This is a genomic window from Candidatus Saccharimonadales bacterium (genome assembly GCA_035457485.1).
Taxonomy (GTDB): Bacteria; Patescibacteriota; Saccharimonadia; order Saccharimonadales; family EFPC-124; genus DATIBO01.
In genome coordinates this window covers 702,626-719,768 of sequence record DATIBO010000006.1, presented here as the reverse complement: position 1 = coordinate 719,768, position 17,143 = coordinate 702,626, and the positions used below count along the sequence as shown (strand labels likewise).

At 45.1% G+C, this 17,143-nt stretch carries 19 protein-coding genes; 11 read left to right on the top strand and 8 right to left on the bottom strand.

Annotated features, from left to right (window positions below; genetic code table 11):
- The first annotated feature begins 3 nt into the window (after positions 1 to 3).
- Together VLA77_04145 and VLA77_04140 are read left to right on the top strand one after the other, a co-directional pair.
- Positions 4 to 1,899 carry an AAA family ATPase gene (locus tag VLA77_04145; protein ID HSE29747.1) on the top strand — a complete coding sequence of 632 codons (1,896 nt, stop codon included), beginning with the start codon at positions 4 to 6 and terminating at the stop codon, positions 1,897 to 1,899.
- Between the two features lie 4 nt (positions 1,900 to 1,903).
- Complete coding sequence (locus tag VLA77_04140) at positions 1,904 to 3,184, top strand: DUF2130 domain-containing protein (GenBank protein HSE29746.1); 1,281 nt, start codon at positions 1,904 to 1,906, stop codon at positions 3,182 to 3,184.
- 2 nt (positions 3,185 to 3,186) lie between these two features.
- On the opposite strand, the gene VLA77_04135 is transcribed toward VLA77_04140, so the two are convergent.
- Positions 3,187 to 3,351 carry a hypothetical protein gene (locus VLA77_04135; GenBank protein ID HSE29745.1) on the bottom strand — a complete coding sequence of 55 codons (165 nt, stop codon included), beginning with the start codon at positions 3,349 to 3,351 and terminating at the stop codon, positions 3,187 to 3,189.
- Positions 3,352 to 3,527: 176 nt separating this feature from the next.
- Between VLA77_04135 and VLA77_04130 the strand changes: the two genes are divergently transcribed.
- Both VLA77_04130 and VLA77_04125 read left to right on the top strand, forming a co-directional pair.
- On the top strand, positions 3,528 to 4,193 hold the full coding sequence (locus VLA77_04130) for an SDR family NAD(P)-dependent oxidoreductase (protein ID HSE29744.1): 666 nt from the start codon (positions 3,528 to 3,530) through the stop codon (positions 4,191 to 4,193).
- Between the two features lie 496 nt (positions 4,194 to 4,689).
- A complete protein-coding gene (locus VLA77_04125; protein ID HSE29743.1) occupies positions 4,690 to 5,523 on the top strand; it encodes a hypothetical protein in 834 nt (277 codons plus the stop codon).
- A 270-nt stretch (positions 5,524 to 5,793) separates the two neighbouring features.
- Here the strand turns inward: VLA77_04125 and VLA77_04120 are convergent, their stop codons facing one another.
- Complete coding sequence (locus VLA77_04120; GenBank protein HSE29742.1) at positions 5,794 to 6,774, bottom strand: hypothetical protein; 981 nt, start codon at positions 6,772 to 6,774, stop codon at positions 5,794 to 5,796.
- 127 nt (positions 6,775 to 6,901) lie between these two features.
- Here VLA77_04120 and VLA77_04115 point away from each other — a divergent pair, with 127 nt between their 5' ends.
- From VLA77_04115 to VLA77_04105, 3 genes are all read left to right on the top strand, one after another.
- Positions 6,902 to 7,669, top strand: a complete 768-nt coding sequence (locus VLA77_04115; GenBank protein HSE29741.1) for an alpha/beta fold hydrolase — start codon at positions 6,902 to 6,904, stop codon at positions 7,667 to 7,669.
- A gap of 50 nt (positions 7,670 to 7,719) precedes the next feature.
- Positions 7,720 to 8,040: a hypothetical protein gene (locus tag VLA77_04110; protein HSE29740.1), complete on the top strand. Its 321-nt coding sequence runs from the start codon at positions 7,720 to 7,722 to the stop codon at positions 8,038 to 8,040.
- A gap of 156 nt (positions 8,041 to 8,196) precedes the next feature.
- On the top strand, positions 8,197 to 9,372 hold the full coding sequence (locus tag VLA77_04105) for a cyclopropane-fatty-acyl-phospholipid synthase family protein (protein HSE29739.1): 1,176 nt from the start codon (positions 8,197 to 8,199) through the stop codon (positions 9,370 to 9,372).
- A gap of 24 nt (positions 9,373 to 9,396) precedes the next feature.
- Here VLA77_04105 and VLA77_04100 read toward each other — a convergent pair whose 3' ends face one another.
- From VLA77_04100 to VLA77_04085, 4 genes are all read right to left on the bottom strand, one after another.
- Entirely contained in the window at positions 9,397 to 10,629 is a 1,233-nt protein-coding gene (locus VLA77_04100) for a serine hydrolase (protein HSE29738.1), read from the bottom strand.
- 43 nt (positions 10,630 to 10,672) lie between these two features.
- Positions 10,673 to 10,999, bottom strand: coding sequence for a hypothetical protein (locus VLA77_04095; protein HSE29737.1), 327 nt, complete (start codon positions 10,997 to 10,999; stop codon positions 10,673 to 10,675).
- A gap of 56 nt (positions 11,000 to 11,055) precedes the next feature.
- Positions 11,056 to 11,886, bottom strand: coding sequence for a hypothetical protein (locus tag VLA77_04090; protein HSE29736.1), 831 nt, complete (start codon positions 11,884 to 11,886; stop codon positions 11,056 to 11,058).
- Positions 11,887 to 12,017: 131 nt separating this feature from the next.
- Positions 12,018 to 12,692 (bottom strand): isochorismatase family cysteine hydrolase, encoded by a 675-nt coding sequence (locus VLA77_04085; GenBank protein HSE29735.1) that lies wholly within the window; start codon positions 12,690 to 12,692, stop codon positions 12,018 to 12,020.
- A 197-nt stretch (positions 12,693 to 12,889) separates the two neighbouring features.
- Here VLA77_04085 and VLA77_04080 point away from each other — a divergent pair, with 197 nt between their 5' ends.
- On the top strand, positions 12,890 to 13,795 hold the full coding sequence (locus VLA77_04080; GenBank protein ID HSE29734.1) for an NAD(P)H-binding protein: 906 nt from the start codon (positions 12,890 to 12,892) through the stop codon (positions 13,793 to 13,795).
- A 54-nt stretch (positions 13,796 to 13,849) separates the two neighbouring features.
- A complete protein-coding gene (locus VLA77_04075) occupies positions 13,850 to 14,275 on the top strand; it encodes a DUF305 domain-containing protein (protein ID HSE29733.1) in 426 nt (141 codons plus the stop codon).
- 7 nt (positions 14,276 to 14,282) lie between these two features.
- On the opposite strand, the gene VLA77_04070 is transcribed toward VLA77_04075, so the two are convergent.
- Positions 14,283 to 15,263, bottom strand: a complete 981-nt coding sequence (locus tag VLA77_04070; protein ID HSE29732.1) for a PHB depolymerase family esterase — start codon at positions 15,261 to 15,263, stop codon at positions 14,283 to 14,285.
- Between the two features lie 75 nt (positions 15,264 to 15,338).
- Between VLA77_04070 and VLA77_04065 the strand changes: the two genes are divergently transcribed.
- Complete coding sequence (locus VLA77_04065; GenBank protein ID HSE29731.1) at positions 15,339 to 15,800, top strand: NUDIX hydrolase; 462 nt, start codon at positions 15,339 to 15,341, stop codon at positions 15,798 to 15,800.
- A gap of 57 nt (positions 15,801 to 15,857) precedes the next feature.
- Complete coding sequence (locus tag VLA77_04060; GenBank protein ID HSE29730.1) at positions 15,858 to 16,502, top strand: Crp/Fnr family transcriptional regulator; 645 nt, start codon at positions 15,858 to 15,860, stop codon at positions 16,500 to 16,502.
- A 6-nt stretch (positions 16,503 to 16,508) separates the two neighbouring features.
- On the opposite strand, the gene VLA77_04055 is transcribed toward VLA77_04060, so the two are convergent.
- A complete protein-coding gene (locus VLA77_04055; protein ID HSE29729.1) occupies positions 16,509 to 17,075 on the bottom strand; it encodes a vitamin K epoxide reductase family protein in 567 nt (188 codons plus the stop codon).
- Positions 17,076 to 17,143: the final 68 nt, after the last annotated feature.

The following is a 17,143-nucleotide window of genomic DNA, read 5'->3' as shown; positions in this document are numbered from 1 at the left end:
GCGATGAAGCTTACAAAATTATTCATTCTAAACTACAAAAGCGCCAAGAATGTACAGCTTGAGTTAAAGGACGGGCAGCCAGTTACTATGATTGGCGCTAATGACTGCGGCAAATCAACCATTCTAAATGGCATGCGCCTCTTCTTTGATGAAAATTCCAAAGTCTACTTCGATGGAGACAGTACCAAAAAGCGTACATTATCAAATACGCCTTTGACAGAAGAAGAATTTACAAGCGTTTTCACAGATATTGGAATCCCAGAACCTGATGCGTATGACCGAACACAAGTATGTTTGGTTGCAGAGTTCGTGATAGATAAAGACTACAAAGATGATGAGCTAGATAAACTGTCGCGACATGCACAATTCTTGCTGAGTGACAAAGCTATTGGTGACAAGCTCTATGTTATGCGCGTCATCACTTCCACCGGTGCTAAAGATGAATACTTTGCGCTTACTGAGGATAGCTTGGATAAAGAGGGACAGCCCCTGGCGTTGTGGTTAAAAACAGCAGCAGACCTTACCGCAATCCAAAAAGCAAAAGGTATCGATAATGCCTCCATACTAAACCGGAATAATACCGGCAAGCCCACTAACACCGAGCGCGTTCAAGCAATATACTCAAGCGACACAACTCAGCCAACCTGGGCAAGATTTGACTACAAGAAAGACCGTATCCTGTTTCCGGAGTACAGATATCTTGACTGGAATATCACTACTGACGAACTAAACCAACTAACTGCAGATGTGATCAGCCCTATAGTCAAGGCAGCGCTCGAAGAAATCATCAACGATGTAACCACGAAGAAAGAAGCAATTAACGCTAAAGCCAACACATCCCTGGAGAGCATATTCGAGAAATATAAAGCTTCCTTGCCTGCAAGCCTATCCGGTCTTAGTACTAATGTGGATATTAAAGTAAATCATGCTGTCACGGAATTGTTCGTCAATAAAACCACGAGCGATAAAGCTATCCATATCGATGAACAAGGGGACGGAATTCGACGCCAAATCTGGTTCGGCTTAATTAAGGCAAGAGCAGACGAAGCAATCAAAGAAGATGGTGAAAAACGTTATATCTGGTGTTTTGATGAGCCAGAAACTCACCTGTATCCAGTTGCTCAGCGTGAGTTAGCGGAAATACTAAGCAGCATGGCGGCCAACTCATTTCAAATAGTAGTTAGTACGCATTCCACCCTCTTTGTTGATAGAACTGCATTGCGCGATATAAATAAGGTTTCATTACAAGACGGATACACCGTGATTGAATCAACGAACAGCACGGAAGATATCTTTGATAGTCTTGGCGTTAGAAATAGCGATTTTCTTTTTTATGACAAATTTATTGCTGTTGAAGGTCCGACGGAATATGGAATTTTTGACTATTTTTACAAGTTAGTTTACGGGCACTCAATGCTGAGCGATGGTATTCAGCTTTTAAATTTGCGCAGTAAAGATAACTCCGGTAATTTTGAACAGCTCGTTAATGATATCTTTAAAGACTTCCGGAAGCTGGACGCAAATGTAGTATACGTTTTTGATCGAGATTCAGGTAAATCCGAAAGTAATAAAGTTTTCCTGCTCGGCGCTATCAGTGATTTCGAGGACGAGCTTCCTAATGGCATATGGATACAAATATTAAAGGATATATGTGGCGTATCTATAACGGGTACCGAAATTGACGCCATGCGTGCAAACATAGATGTTAGTACAGCGAGCACAAAGCTTCATAAGCAGCTTGGAGATTTTGTCGCGGCAGATAATCAAGATCAAACACGCATCAATTTTCTACCCAGAAAAGGTGACGAGCTGGCAGGTGTGCTTCAGGCGGTAATAACCGATAAGTCTGATATACCTGAAACAATAAAGAAAATATTTGAAAAAGTCAGAGAGAAATAAACTAATGAACGAAATTATTTGTCCCCACTGTAAAAAAGCTTTTAAAGTAGATGAAGCAGGTTTTGCCGACATCTTAAAGCAAGTACGCGATCATGAGTTTGAACGTGAGCTTTTCGACCGCATTGAGATGATGGAGAAAGATAAGGAAAACGCTGTCAAACTTGCGGAAGCTAATACTAAAAATGAACTGCAAACAGAAGTATCCAAGAAGGACGCCGAGCTCGCAGAACTTAAAGCTCAACGCGACTCATTGGTAAATGAGCTTAAGGCCGAGAAGGATGCTGAAATAGCTCGTCTCCAAGCAATGGTTGAATCTGCTGAGACTGAGAGAAGACTCGCAGTTACTGAGGCGGTCAATAAGGTCGAGAAGGAGCGCGACGAACTAGCCCACGAACTCAAGCACAAAGACACCGAAAAACAATTGCTTGAAACCTCCCTCAAGGAAAAGTTTACCGCTGAGCTCAAAACTAAAGACGACATCATCAAGCTCAAAGATGAAGAAATTGAACTGCGCAAAGATATGAAAGCTAGACTCTCGACCAAGATGGTTGGTGAGACTTTAGAACAACACTGTGAAACCGAGTTCAACAAATTACGCGCCACTGGTTTTCAGAACGCTTATTTTGAGAAAGACAATGACGCAAAATCCGGTAGCAAGGGTGACTACATCTATCGTGAAACCGATGAAGCTGGCAATGAAGTCATCTCTATTATGTTTGAAATGAAAAACGAGGGCGACGAAACTGCTACGAAGCACAAAAACGAAGACTTTTTGCGTGAACTTGACAAAGATCGGATTGAAAAGAAATGCGAGTACGCCGTGCTCGTATCTTTACTTGAAGCTGATAGCGAGTTCTACAATTCTGGTATCGTCGATATGTCGCACAGGTTCCCGAAGATGTATGTTATCCGTCCTCAATTCTTTATTCCTATAATCACATTGCTGCGTAACGCGGCGATGAACTCCCTCAAATACAAATCAGAACTTGCTCTGGTTAAAGCCCAAAACATCGACATCACCAACTTTGAAGAGAATATGAACCAGTTCAAAGAAGGGTTTGCCCGTAATTACGATCTTGCCAGCCGTAAGTTTAAAACGGCCATTGATGAAATAGATAAGACAATCGATCATCTGCAAAAGACGAAAGATGCCTTACTATCTTCGGAGAATAACCTCCGACTTGCCAATAATAAGGCTGAAGATTTGACCATTAAACGGCTTACTCGCGGCAATCCTACTATGGCCGCAAAGTTCGCCGAATTGGATGAAGAGCCTAGATCCTAGCTCTATGTCTCGCGGCCTTCTTCACTATTAAGTCTGGCGAGTAGTTCATAGAAATCGATAAGCCCGTCACCAATCTCTTTTGCTTCTTCAGGCGTGTATGTTCGGCTGTTTTGTTTCTCCAAAATCAGACGAAGTTCCTCGTATTTCTCGTCGCTAATATCAAACATATAAAGCTCCGAAAAATATGATACAAAAAGTTATATTACCGTACCGTATGCCCAGCCAGATATTATACAAATCGTCAACTTTATGGTTGGCGATTTTATTTTGATCCTCGTTGATTTCTTCCATAGGTTCTCCGGTGTTTTGATATACTGTTCTTTATAAATTAGATCGGATTTTAATGAACACATTGATTATTGGTGGCAGTCGGGGCATTGGCTGGGAGCTTGCAAAAATCTACTCTACAAAGGGTGAAAAAGTTACTGTAACTGGGCGCAAAAAGCCTGAACATTCTGCAGAGCATATAACCTTTAAAGAGCTCGACTTGTCGAACCCGAGCTATATTAATGACATTGACTCCTTTGTGGCTCACGCAGAAAATGTTGATCGGCTTATATTCTCGCCTGGATACTACCAAGAAGGAACTGTCACCGACCTCGCCGAGCACGAAATTCTTGATATGATTCAAGTCTGTGGCAGCAGTTTCATATTTGTCGCTCGTGCAATCTTGAAAAAACAAAATAAACTGCAGGAAGCTATCGTTATTACGTCGTCTAGCCAGTGGACTCCGCGAAAACTCGAGCCTATTTACAATTTTGCAAAAGCAGGTGTAGCGCACTTTGCTCATGGTCTCTCCCTGGATGAACGAGTTGAAAAGGTACTCGTCGCAGGCCCTACTGGTACGAAAACAGCGTTTCATAAAGGACGAGACGTGGATATGTCCACCTACCACGAACCGGAATGGGTGGCGCAGCAAATATTTGATTACTCGCAAGATGACTATGGCTATAAGTTTATAAAGATTCTTCGCGATCCTGCATCGGTTGAGGTTGCGGATAAACGATAAGCTACTGCACGCGGCGGACGGGAAAGTTTGGAATCCATCCGCTCTCCCCAGCCAAGCATAAGTAAGTGCGATGGAAGACTTCTAAGAGGTCTTCCATCCGCCGGAGCAGTGCCTCTGTGCAAATATAGGCAGAGCGTCTCTGGTGTTAACAAAACTAGAGCACTTTTTGAAGGTAGAGGAAGATTTCAAGGCCAAAGACATGAGTTATCTGCCTACGAAAAACCGATAAGAATTGTCACCCCGCCGAGTTTTATATTCAATAAAACGGCCAGGCATGTTCACTTAGTTCGATTAATTTACCACGTACTATTTGCTATTTTCGTCCAACTCACCTATACTCCACTTCATGGCTACAAACCACAACCAAACTATGGACATGATGATGTCTCCACGCACTTCGCGGAGCTTATCCTGCATGTCCTAAAATAATTAACCAACGACAAGCAGCCTCCGCGAAAGCGGAGGTTTTTATTTGTCTAAAAATAAGGAGTAAACGATGACGAACGTAGTAGGAACAATCATAACTGACTGTGCGGATGGGTCGGCCAGAACGCGCCAAGAGCTCAGGTTTAATACGCTTTTTGGCGTAAAACCAACGTTCCTGGGTGTGGGGTCGTACTCACCAATCGAAGCTGCAGGCAACTTGCTTGAGCAGCTGGATGTACTTACAAAGTTCCCGCTTGCCGACAAGAATCGCCAAAATATTGTGCTGGTGAATGTTGCGCCCCGCGCCGAAGACATCAAACAAAAGTGGGATAACGGCACGCCGTTCTGCTATTTTCGTATCGACAATACACTAGTAGTCAGTACCTACGAAGGGCACTGTCTGGCATTAGTCCGTGACTTAGGTATTGCCGGTGAAGTTGAGCTTCTGGACGTGCCGACCGTGACCGCGGCTGCGGTTACGTGGGGTGATCTTTTGGCTGCGGAAGCGAAAAAGATCAACCACTCCCAGTTCCGGAGTTTGGAATTCCTGCCGCTTGCCGCCTACTGGCTATGGAAAGGTAGGTCTGTGCCATCAAAGAAACGATCGCTGGCAGAATTACCCAGCCCTCACAACCAAGTATGGCAGATCGATAACTTCGACAACGTAAAAACAACACTCTTGCCCGAAGATATTGATTTTGAACAAGGCAAACAGGTCGTATTACATAATGGACAGGAGGCAACTTGCTACCGCAGGCTTGCTGACGTACCCAACGGCGTTACTGCTTTAACGATTGGTAGCTCAGGCTATGGGCTACATCGTTTTCTGGAGGTAGTTATAGGAGGTTGTGGCAAGGCAGCAAGCGCGCACAGCTTTAGTATAGGCTCGTCAATCTTAAGATAAAATGGAGACATGCGGATTTTTTTCTTTCACTGCAAGGTATGATCTGAACGAGATAGTAAACGGCTTGGCGACAAGTATTGGTCGCCTGAAGATAAAGCCTATGTAAGTCGGCCGCCATTGATAAAGTAGTCGCCTTTTTTGAGGACGAAAAGTGCCCTACAAAACTTTCGGGACGGCGAAGCGATCGTAGTCGGGACGTAAAGTCTCATCCCAAAGGTTCGACTATAACCATCATCCTAGCCAAAGTATTACTGTAATGGGCTGCAATACCTAAGCAAGGCTTTTGATGTCGTTGATCTCGCCAAAGCGATCGACAAGTTTTTTGGTGTTCGCTGGGCGTTTTGGCTGACTCCTGTCTGGACCCATCGCAAAGAAGGCGACCAATAAGCCAATGATTATAGCCACTACTGTCACTATACTGATTGGGGATACGGAACCAAGGGTACTATACGCAACCACGAGCCCTATGCCAAAACTGACGGCGAGCGTTGGCAACACTGCTCGGAGCACAAAACGAGAGAGCGCACGGTTGATCTTTAGCCTATCGCCATCTGCGGGCGGCACATCTGACCAAGACACAGTGCGTAAAGCGTCAATCATAGCTTCTGCAGCCAGGAATATTTGCTTAAAATCTTCTTGCAGGCACAATGGATATGCCGCCAGTATGTACAGTCTGTTGCCGGTTATAGCGATATCGAATGTCGGTGCATATTGCAGTAAGGTATCGACGAATTCGTCGGTAAGGATTGTTTTTGTAACTGCTTCTTTGTAGACACCTGGAGTATAAACGGCAAAGTAATCGTCTAATAACTCATTACCTGTCGTTGTGCGCTGGCCGGCATCGAATCGTACCGGGCGACCAAAATAGCCACTGGCCTCGTGGTCGAGTAGCGCACATATTGCAACTTGCGGCACAGTGTGTGGTAGCGTAATGGCCGCAAACGTACAGTATTCGTAAACCTCGCCAGGCGAAAAACGAATGGTCGCTACACTAAAAGGCGTTTGCGCATAACTACCGTCAAAGCGGTTTAGGACTACAGCGCCGAGCGGCCGAGCATCGCTGCTAAATTCATTCATAACAGGCTCGTTGCCATCATAATCGGCTTTGGGCGCGTAGGTTAGGTTGTTGCGTTTGGCAAATATACGGAGCTCGTCCGTCGATGCGGGTTTTAGCGCTCCCAAGTCGTTAAAGCCCGTAGGCCGTTTTGATATGTCTGAAAAGTCGAAAACTGACTGTTTGATTTTGCTCATACTATAAGTGTATCAAAAGTTTATAGCACGTATCTTACGACCGGCCTCACGTTCAAATCCTTCTCCCCTTTTGACGTGAGTCTGACATATCTGCCCAATCCTGTTAAATGCTGGTACTATTGTCCCCATGAGTAGCGGTATATTGACTTACAATGGTCAAATTTACTATGAGGTTGCTGGTTTTGGCGAACCGATTGTTTTTGTTCACGGCTTTACGCTCGATCACACAATGTGGAGCCCGCAAGTCGAGTTCTTTAGCAAAAGCCATCAAGTCATCACCTATGATGCTCGTGGATTTGGAAAGTCTAGCTTGCCTAACGGCCTCTACGATCATACTGCCGACCTGCGCGCCCTGCTTGATCATTTGGGTATAGAGCAGGCTCACTTTGTCGGATTGTCTATGGGGGGACGTATCGCTATTAACTTTTCTCTTGCGCATCTTAAGATGGTGAAAACTTTGACGCTTATGGATTCTGCCCTCGATGGCTATAAGAGCGAAGTTGATTGGAACGTTTACGTTAAAGAACAAGGACCTGAGAAGGCAAAGAAAAACTGGCTTAATCACGAGGTCTTCACAATGACGCAAAGGCGACCAGAAGTAGTCGCCGCCTTGGGTGCAATTGTCGAAGGTTATTCCGGTTGGCACTGGCTGCATCGCGATCCGCAAAACCCCGCCAGCACCCATGCGCGTGATCGTTTGCACGAAATCACTAAGCCGACGCTTGTTATAGTGGGCGAAGGTGATCTGACTTACTTTCATAATATTGCCGATGTGTTAGCAGCTGGCATTCCTGGTTCGCGAAAAGCAATCGTGCCAAATGCCGGACACATGGTAAATATGGAGGCGTCCGACGCGACCAACGCCTTACTTGCCGACTTCATTGCCAAATTCTAGCTTGTAAAGCTTGTTCTAAGTGGGGGTGTGATAAAAAAAGAACAAAGCCCATGATTAAGTTCATGGGCTTTGTGGGCATAAAGCAGCCTTTGCTTTCTGTGATCATCATCTCGGTTATCGATTTAGTGGCTTTTTGGATTACTATTCGAAAGACCTATCATCTTCCATACTCCGAGAATCTCGCCCAAAATTTTATGAGCACTGTCAAACATGTACTGACGATTGGCGCACAACAGCAATTTAGCTGGGTAACATTGCTATATCCTGCTTCTTTGGCGCTTACTACCGCGGGCTTTACCATTATGATTCTTGTTCGCAGACAGCAAGTAGCTCCGCCAAAACACGAGTCCAGTGAAGTTCTTCCTGGATAATGGCTCGCCACTCCTGCGAAGTCACTCCCACATCCCCGGTAGGGTATTCCGAGGGTGAACTTGATTTGAGACATGAAAATATCTTGCCTGTCATCAGTTCGGCTATGCTACAATTAGTTCATACAGTTCATTAAATAATTGTGCTAACTTAAAGGTATGATTGAAAAACAACTGCTTAATTCCCTCTTAGGCAAGATACGCCATGGTGGCGTTGGCGTAACGTATTGGGACGGCGATTCGTTCACTTTTGGTCCGACAGAGCCATACTTTCATTTGCATATAAAAAGCCCCAAAGTAATTAGAGCAATTTTTAAAAATATGTCATTGGGCTTTGGTGAGTCATACAGCGATGGATCGATCGAGGTCACCGGCGACCTTAGAAACATTGCACGCTTGGTGGCTGAAAACCAGAAAGCCTTCGCTGCACTAAGTAAAGCGCTGCGTAAGGTAACAGTTCGTAAGAATATTCAGAGCAAACAGAAATCATACATTGCTCATCACTACGACCTGGGCAACGATTTTTATAAGCTGTGGCTCGATAAAAGCCTTACATATAGTTGCGCATATTTTAAAACCGAGAACGACACACTCGAAACCGCGCAGGCTCGAAAAGTTGATTACATCTTACGGAAGTTGCAACTACAAAAGGGCTCAACGTTGCTCGATATTGGCTCGGGCTGGGGTACTCTTCTTATTACTGCAGCAAAAAAATACGGAATTGTTGGACACGGTGTCACGTTAAGTGAAGAACAGCTTGCACACGCGCGCGAAGCGGCAGAGCAAGCAAAGGTGTCAGACAGGGTTACGTTTGAACTCGCAAATTACCAAGAGTTACCTAGCCGTGGTCTTATGTTCGACCGAATTGTTAGCGTTGGTATGTTCGAGCATGTTGGCCAGGGTAACCACAATGACTACTACCGCGCTATCGATGCAATGCTAAAACCTGAAGGCGTTTCTTTACTCCACACCATAACTCAGCAGACCGAATTGCCTGTTGATCCGTGGATAGATAAATATATTTTCCCTGGCGGATATCTTCCTTCAAATCGTGAAATTGTGCAAGCGTTTCCGGCCTATAATTTTCGACTTATCGACTACGAAAATTTGCGCATTCATTACGCAATGACATTAGAAGAATGGATGAAGCGGTATGAAACGCATCGCCCGGTGGTTATTAAAAAGTTTGATGAGCGTTTTTACAGGACTTGGCACCTTTGGTTGGCGAGTTCGGCAGCCGGATTTCGGTATGGCGAGCTTGATTTGGGCCAGTACGTTTTTACAAAAGGACCACAAAATAACCTACCTCTGACGCGCGATTTTTTGTATTCTTAGATATGCCATTCGGGCGGGAGAAGACTACCGATCGGCTATTTGCTCTAACAGCTGCGGCCAATCTTGAATTTGCCCGGTTGAGGCCCCGGTGCGGACAATGACTGTATTGTTGGCTGGTGACACGTAGATAAATTGTCCGTACTTACCGCGGGCGTAAAAATCGTAGGAACCATCACTTTTTCGATTACCCCACCAGTAGTAACCATAGGCGTTGCTGTCGTGCCACCCCTGAAAATAGCTGTCGGGCTTTTCTTCCATAAAGGTCGAATCGACGACCCATGCTTCAGGGATGACCTGGCTGCCATTTATGATGCCTTTTTGCAAATAAAGCAGGCCGAATCTGGCAAAATCACGGCTTCGGGCATTAAATCCGACTGCCGACTGAGCGAAGCTGCCTGTCTTGCTGTCAAGGCTCCACGAAGCTGCATACTCCATCCCGGCCGGCCTCCACAAAACTTCTTCCGTAAATTGTGCCAGTTTTTTACCTGTGGCGCGCTCCAAAATCATCCCCAGAACTTGCGGTTGAATGTCGTTATAATGCATGTGTACGCCTGGTGTTTCTGCCGAACGAAAATAATCCAAAACAAGTTGCTTTAACCGAGGCGACCAGTAGAACTTGGTATCGTCGCCTGTTAACCCTCCTTTGTCGTCGTAGGCGTTGCCGGCTGTCATGGTAAGTAGGTCGCGTATAGTCATATCGCCCGAGATATCATCTTTCAGCTCGGGCAAGTATTCCACAACGCTGTCATTCACACTGTTAATGAATCCATCTCGAATGGCGATACCGGTAAGCGCCGACATGAACGATTTAGCTGCCGACATTGAGGTGTGGATCGTATCTGCCGTGGTGCCTTGTGCATATGCCTCATAAACGATTTGCCCGTTACGGACGACAATGAATGAACTAGTATCACTGTCGGCCAAAAATTTCTCCATATTCGGACCAATTTGCTCGGTTGCGCCGTCACGATAATAGGACACTGCGGCCCATGCGGTAGCCTGCCCATCATTACCCGTCGTTGGAAGCGCCCCTATATGCGTTGGATCATTGGCAATGTCGGCTCTTGGGAACACGTCTCGCCAATCGGTCACTTGCGAGTCACCGTTAAAGATAACGCGCCGCAAATATTCAGGTGTCATGTAGTTTGGTGCAAACAGTTGCCAAGCCAAAAACAGCAACGTGATCACTCCAAATATCAAAAGGCTAGCCCGTATTGGTTGCTGGCGCAATAATCTTTTAGCTTGGTTGTTAGTCATGCTCGTTAAAAATACATTGTAGAGCTATTTAATTAATGAGTGCTTAGCCTAGGTCTGACTTCTTGAAAGCTTCAAAAGTTGTGCCCGGAACAAACACAAACAGTTTCATATCATCATTGAAAACTGCTTGAGCACCGCACTTATTGGAGATGCTGTCTAAAATTGTATAGATGTCTTCTGCGGGTCCTTTTCGTAGCTCCATAGAACCATCATCGTCCAGTTTGTAATCGTAAGGTTTGACTTGGCTTACAGCTTCGTCGAATTCTTGCTGTGTTGGGGCACGGCCACTCCTATCCAATACCGATGCTTCGTCGAGGTAACTTTTAATTTTTGTATTTGAGCTTGGAAAAACATGTAAGTAGTTTGACATGACAGTAGTGTAACATACTAAGCAAAGGCTTAATACGACCGACATCTTCAACTCAACTAGTCGCCACAAGAACTCTCGTGTAGTGGCACTAGATTGTTAAAACGTGCCTGAATCTGTTCTTTTGTCGGTTCTTGTTCTTGTGCGAATATAACGACATTGCCAATTAGGTTATTTATACGGCTCAATTCTTCCTCCGATTTATCAGAAGGATGCTCATCTGCAACTCCCCCGTGTGCGTACGCTTTTTTAAAAAACCAGTCCAAGGGGTTGAATGATGTTTCCTCGCCGTGCCCAATGTTACTCTGCTTGCCGAAGAATGTTTCAAGGTCCGACTCAATAAACTTGCCCCAATCTTTCTGTTGGTAGTTATTTTTGTCGCCAACATAAATGTAGAACTTTGCGCTCTCGGGCGCAGCAGGCAATAGCTTGCCATATATTTTTACCTCGCTAGGTATGAGGCCGGCATCATAACGCCATCCCAATAGTTCGTCGCTGCCACCAATAAAATTCCAGCCAAAATATTTAAGGAACTCGCCGCCCGTCATACCATTCCAATGTACGTGAGTTAGTTGGTCTGTCTTATCGTGAAAATCAATTGGTGTTCCACCAACTGCGGCGCTACAGGCAGCAGATGCGCCTGTCACTTTTTGAAACTCGTCCTCGGAAAAGTCTACCGCCTTGCTATCAACCAAAACCTGTGTACGGAAATGATAGTGTTGAAAAGTGGGCTTTCTAATGTGCTCGGGAGTTGAAGCGTATAAATAGCCGTATAAACCGCCCACAAGTATAAATACGCCGACCATGCCTGCAGCAACATAGAATATGATTTTTTTCTTTTTAGAGCGCTTTATTTCTTTATGCTCTTGAAGATCATGACTCTCACTCATATTAGCTCCTTAAATATTGTCACTTGGCCTTGTGTGGAACGGATTGCCAGAGATAGCCTGCATTATAGCAGGGCTAAAACGCTTTTTGATGTGACAGCGATCACAGACATCATCTTGAAGTGGTCGTAACCTTACATCTCGACAAACTGCTCCACTATTTCCTCGCTAGGTCGCACATCTCCATAATTCCTATAAAAAGTCGCTAACGTGGCCTCGTGTTGTCCGTCTTTGTGGCCCCACATACAGTCGCTTACTAATGTTACCTCGTAGTCGAGCTCGCTGGCGTCGCGCGCGCTTGCTTCGCAACACACATTTGTAACTGCCCCTACGATTAAGATTGATTCAATGTTTCGCGCCTGAAGCTGATCGTGAAGATCTGATTTACCTGGAAAAAACGCGCTCGCGCCGCGCTTTGTTGCAAATATATCCCCGGTTTGCGTTTCCAGTTCGTGCCATATTGTGCGAGCCTTCCCCTTTTCTGCTCCTTCTTCTTCGTACATGGCCGCCAGCTCGTCACCATATATTGCGCGGAATTTTTTAGATGCATTGCCAATTGGCGTAGTTACCCAAGCCACGGTTCCGCCAGCTGCCTTAAGCGCTTTTGCCAGTTTATTGATTTGTGGTACAAACGTCTTGATTTCGTCGTCTACCCGCGTTACCGTTCCTGTGTCTAAATCAACCACAACAAGTGCGGTTTTAGTTGGATTGAGCTCTGGGAAAGCGTGCAGCTGGCCGCGTCTGGCAACAACCTTGTCTACGATAGATTGTTTAATCCCACTGGGGTGAACCTGGTTTTTTTGAGACATAAAAATATCCCCTCCATTTTTGTTTATTGTAGTTTTTTATTTTAGCCTCTCACAGCTGACCTTAGTATAGCGATCGTAAAAATGTGTGGATAGTGTAGTATTGACAGCGAAAGTCCTGGGAATGGCTATGGGCGGTTTTTTACAATACTGCCACTGCCTTTTTGATTATAATTATCAACATAATATTGAGGAGTCTTATGATTTTAGTTACTGCAGCCACAGGACGCCCAGGCTTAACTGTTGTTAAAGAGCTGTCACGCAATAATATTGCTGCTCGGGCTTTGTATCGCACTGTCGAAAAAGCAAACGTTTTAGATAATCTGCCAGGTATTGAACCTGTCGAAGGCGACATGATGATGCCGCACACGCTCGGTAATGCTCTAAAAGATATTGACGTAGTTTTAATGATTTCTGGAGCTGGGCCAGAACTGCTTGAAACGCAGATTACGTTTATTGATGCTTGCAAGGCGGCAGGCGTTAAACACATTGTTAAATTTAGTGGCGAAGATTCTATTGTTGGATTTGATGCCGAAAAGTTCCGATCTACGCGTAATCACGCTCAAATTGAGCGATATCTTATGGCATCAGGTATGGCCTGGACTATTTTGCGTCCTTCTCAGTTTATGGAGGTATATCTCGAAGAAGTCCCAACAATCGTGGCCGAGGACGCCGTAATTTTGCCTGCCGGTAATGTTACCATGGCACCCGTTGCCCTTGTTGATGTCGCAAAGATTGCAAGCGCGATTCTACAAGATTATAAACGGCACGCCTCGCAGATTTATAAAATTACCGGCCCCGAGGCGCTTACTATTGCACAAATTTGCAGTGATATTTCAGAAGCACTTGGTCGCACAATTACTTATGTTGATTGTAGTATCGAAGAAAAAATAGAGCGTTGGCTAAAGCTTGGTTATCCAGAAGTGCGTGCACGTGTGTTTGCGCAGCTTTGGGCAGAGAGGAAAGCCAAAGGTATTTCTAAGACGTATCTTGGGACGCATGACTGGTTTAACATACCTCCGACAACTATGAAACAATTTGCAAGCGATAATGCCGCCGCGTTTAAGGGTGAGGTTGGCATTCAAATGACGGCGGGGATAAAGTGAATCTTGGTGTAGTACATCGGCTTGTTGAGCCACGTTAATAACAACGGAGGATATATGAAAAAAGAACTATTGTTTGGGGGAGTCGGTCTGCTGGCTGGCATTGGCATAACCTGGGTTGTTGCTACAGTCTCGGTGAATAATAATTATACTAGCATGATGAACGCTATGGGCATACATACTCGAACAGACGTGCAAGGAATGATGGATAACGACGACATGACAATGAGCGAAATGTCGGTTGGCTTGCAAGGTAAAACTGGTGACGACTTCGACAAGGCGTTCTTAAGTGGCATGATTGCCCATCACCAAGGGGCAATAGAAATGGCCAGGCTGGTTCGGGCGAATACAAAGCACGACGAGCTAAAAGTTATGGCTGACGATATTCTGACTGCTCAATCTAAAGAAATCGATCAAATGCAAACTTGGCAAACTGACTGGGGCTATAAAATCACTCCGCAAAGCCACCAAATGGGCCACTAGACATCACTTAGTGTTCGCTAAAAAATTGCCAGATAACGCTCGTTGCATCGAGTGCCTTGAAAGGCGGATCCAGTTCTATTAGCTTCCGGCCTACTGGCTTTTGTTCAGCTCCACCTGGCCACTGATGTCCTGCACCATCTATGGTGACGAGCGTTACATCTCGTCCTTCGGCGCAACTGGACTGCGAAGTCCTAACCTGTTCAGAAATGGTATCGGTTGGTGGTTTGCAGCTATCAACTTCGCGCCACATAGCTATGAGGTCTGGTATAGAAGGTCCTGTAGTATTGGCAGGCCTGTCGCCGGTTCCTGCATTGTTACGTTTCCCGGGGCCGCCGCTATATGGAAAGGTTTCATCGTCTGCGCCATGTATATGAATTACGGAGGTTGGGTTTGGCGCCGGACATTCGCCGAGCATGTCAGTTGAGACTGGTGCTATGGCGGCAAAAATATCAGTATCACATGCCATACGGTATGCCAGGGCGCCACCATTTGAGGTGCCGGTAGCGTAAATTCGTGACGAATCTATAGAGACCTTTGAGGAAATATCGGAAACAACCGAAGTAATAAAAGCCACATCGTTAATATGATCTTTGGCTGGTGGACCACAGCAGTCACTACTTACCGACCATGATCGCTTGATACCATCCGGATAGACTACAACAAACTTTTCAGCATCTGCCTTTGCATCCCAGCCGTAGTCTTCTTCGGCTTGCTGTCCGGTTCCCAAAGCCCCGTGCAGCATTACAACGAGCGGAACCTGGCCCGCCGGCAACGAAGCGGGTACGTATAGACGATACGTGCGTTGTAGTCCATCTACAGTTAGTGTATAAGCCGTTGCCCCTGGCTTTAGTTGATGATTATTCCGAAATATTATAAAAGCGATTGATGCCGCGATGGCTAAAACTAATAAGATTAACGCGTAAATCAAATAACGTTTTTTGGTTTTTTTGTTTTTATTAACCTTTGATGCCGACTGTTTAATACTCACGGCCCGATTATATCTTTATTACAGTAAAGCGCAACATACACGTGTACATAATTAAGTTGGCTGTATAATTATGTCATGTCCAGCCAAAATTCTCTTGGCGTTGTTAGCTACGACAGCCCCTCGACTCGAAGAACTGATTACCTTTACCGGATATCATTAAAATGCCTTGTTCAGAATGAAAAAGGCGAAGTTTTGGTTGTGAAAGAAACTGGTCGCGATTGGTGGGACTTACCCGGTGGCGGTATGGATCATGGTGAAAATATTAAATCTACCATTGCCCGCGAAATGAAAGAAGAAGTTAATCTTTTAGGAGACTTTGATTTTAGGATTATAAGCGTGGATGAACCCGCGCATCTAAGTGAGCACAACTTTTGGCAGCTACGCCTGGTTTTTGCGGTGAACCCGCAGAAAATGTCGTTTATCGCCGGTGATGATGGTGACGAAATAGCTTTTAAAAATCCTGCGGAATTCAAAGAGTCGGCATCAGAGGTTGAGCGACGGATTTATAAGTATAACTTGATCGCGAGTGGAAAATAGTCAGACTTAGCTTCCCACTAGAGTCAACACAAAAAACCAAGCCTGTATAATATGCGCATGGATATTAAAGATAAAGTCAGATTATTTTTTGAAAATTACCCATCGCAGTCGTTTGACAAGCGAGAGTTATTGTTGCGCGCGGATGATCCTATACAATCAGTCTTTTACCTAGTCGATGGTCGTGTTAGCCAGTATGATATTGCGCCAAACGGCAACGAAGTTGTAGTTAATGTGTTTAAGCCCGGGGCGTTTTTCCCGATGTCCTCGGCTATTAATGAGGTTAAAAACTATTACTTTTTTGAAGCAAGCCTAAAAACGACTGTACGCGTTGCGCCAAAAGCCGACGTTGTTCGCTTTTTGCATAATGAACCTGATATTTTATTCGATCTGTTGGCTCGCGTGTATCGTGGCGTTGACGGCGTGTTAAGGCGCATGACTCACCTAATGGGTGGCAGCGCTCGAAGTCGACTTATATTCGAACTACTTAACGTCGCCTACCGCTTTGGCGAGCCGCAAATCGATGGCTCAGTGTTGATCAATCTTAACGAGAATGACCTTGCTCGCCACTCCGGCCTAGTGCGTGAGACCGTCAGCCGACGCATTCAAGAACTAAAAGTAGCAGGTCTTATAAAGGTTGCTAATGGTGGAATTTTAATTAATGATTTGCGGCGACTCGAGGCCGCCTTGGGCGAGGAATTATAAACGGATTTAATAAAAACGCGTAAACATCGCGAGCGCCATTGCTAAAGTGAGTAGAATCCACGCAAGCGTGTCGATATCGCGTGCCACTAATCTTTTTATGAGGGCACGACCTCGCTCGCCAATCGGTAAATCTGCGGCGTTGAGTCGTAACCAGCTCCAATTTACCAGCAACAAGCCGACGAAACAAAAAATACAGAGTATGCAAAGCGCGTTAATAACATAAATACTCTGTGTTAAAAACCACAAGGCAAAACCCAGCGTAAATAAAGATAGTGCATGTATGCTTAGTCGTAACTTTTTGGGCAAAACCCCGCCGCTCAACCCCACTAGCGCAGTGGCAGCAAAAATTGTAAACAAGGTCATGCACATTAATGAGTTTGGGAACCCAAAAACAGAACTTTGCCAGGCGCTCAACACATCTGAGCAACTAAATATACTACCTAAGTCGCAAGCCAAAATCGCATCTTTGTTTTTAAGCAGCTGTATTTTTTCGGTTGTTTGCAAAAAGGCGGCTATTGCGCCAATGACGCCTCCGGTTGTCATAATGCCGTATATTGTTCTTGGTTTAATCATGGGTTTAAATTATATACACAAACTTGTTGTGTGCCTGTGACTAAAATCACAGCCTATGAGTGTGAAAT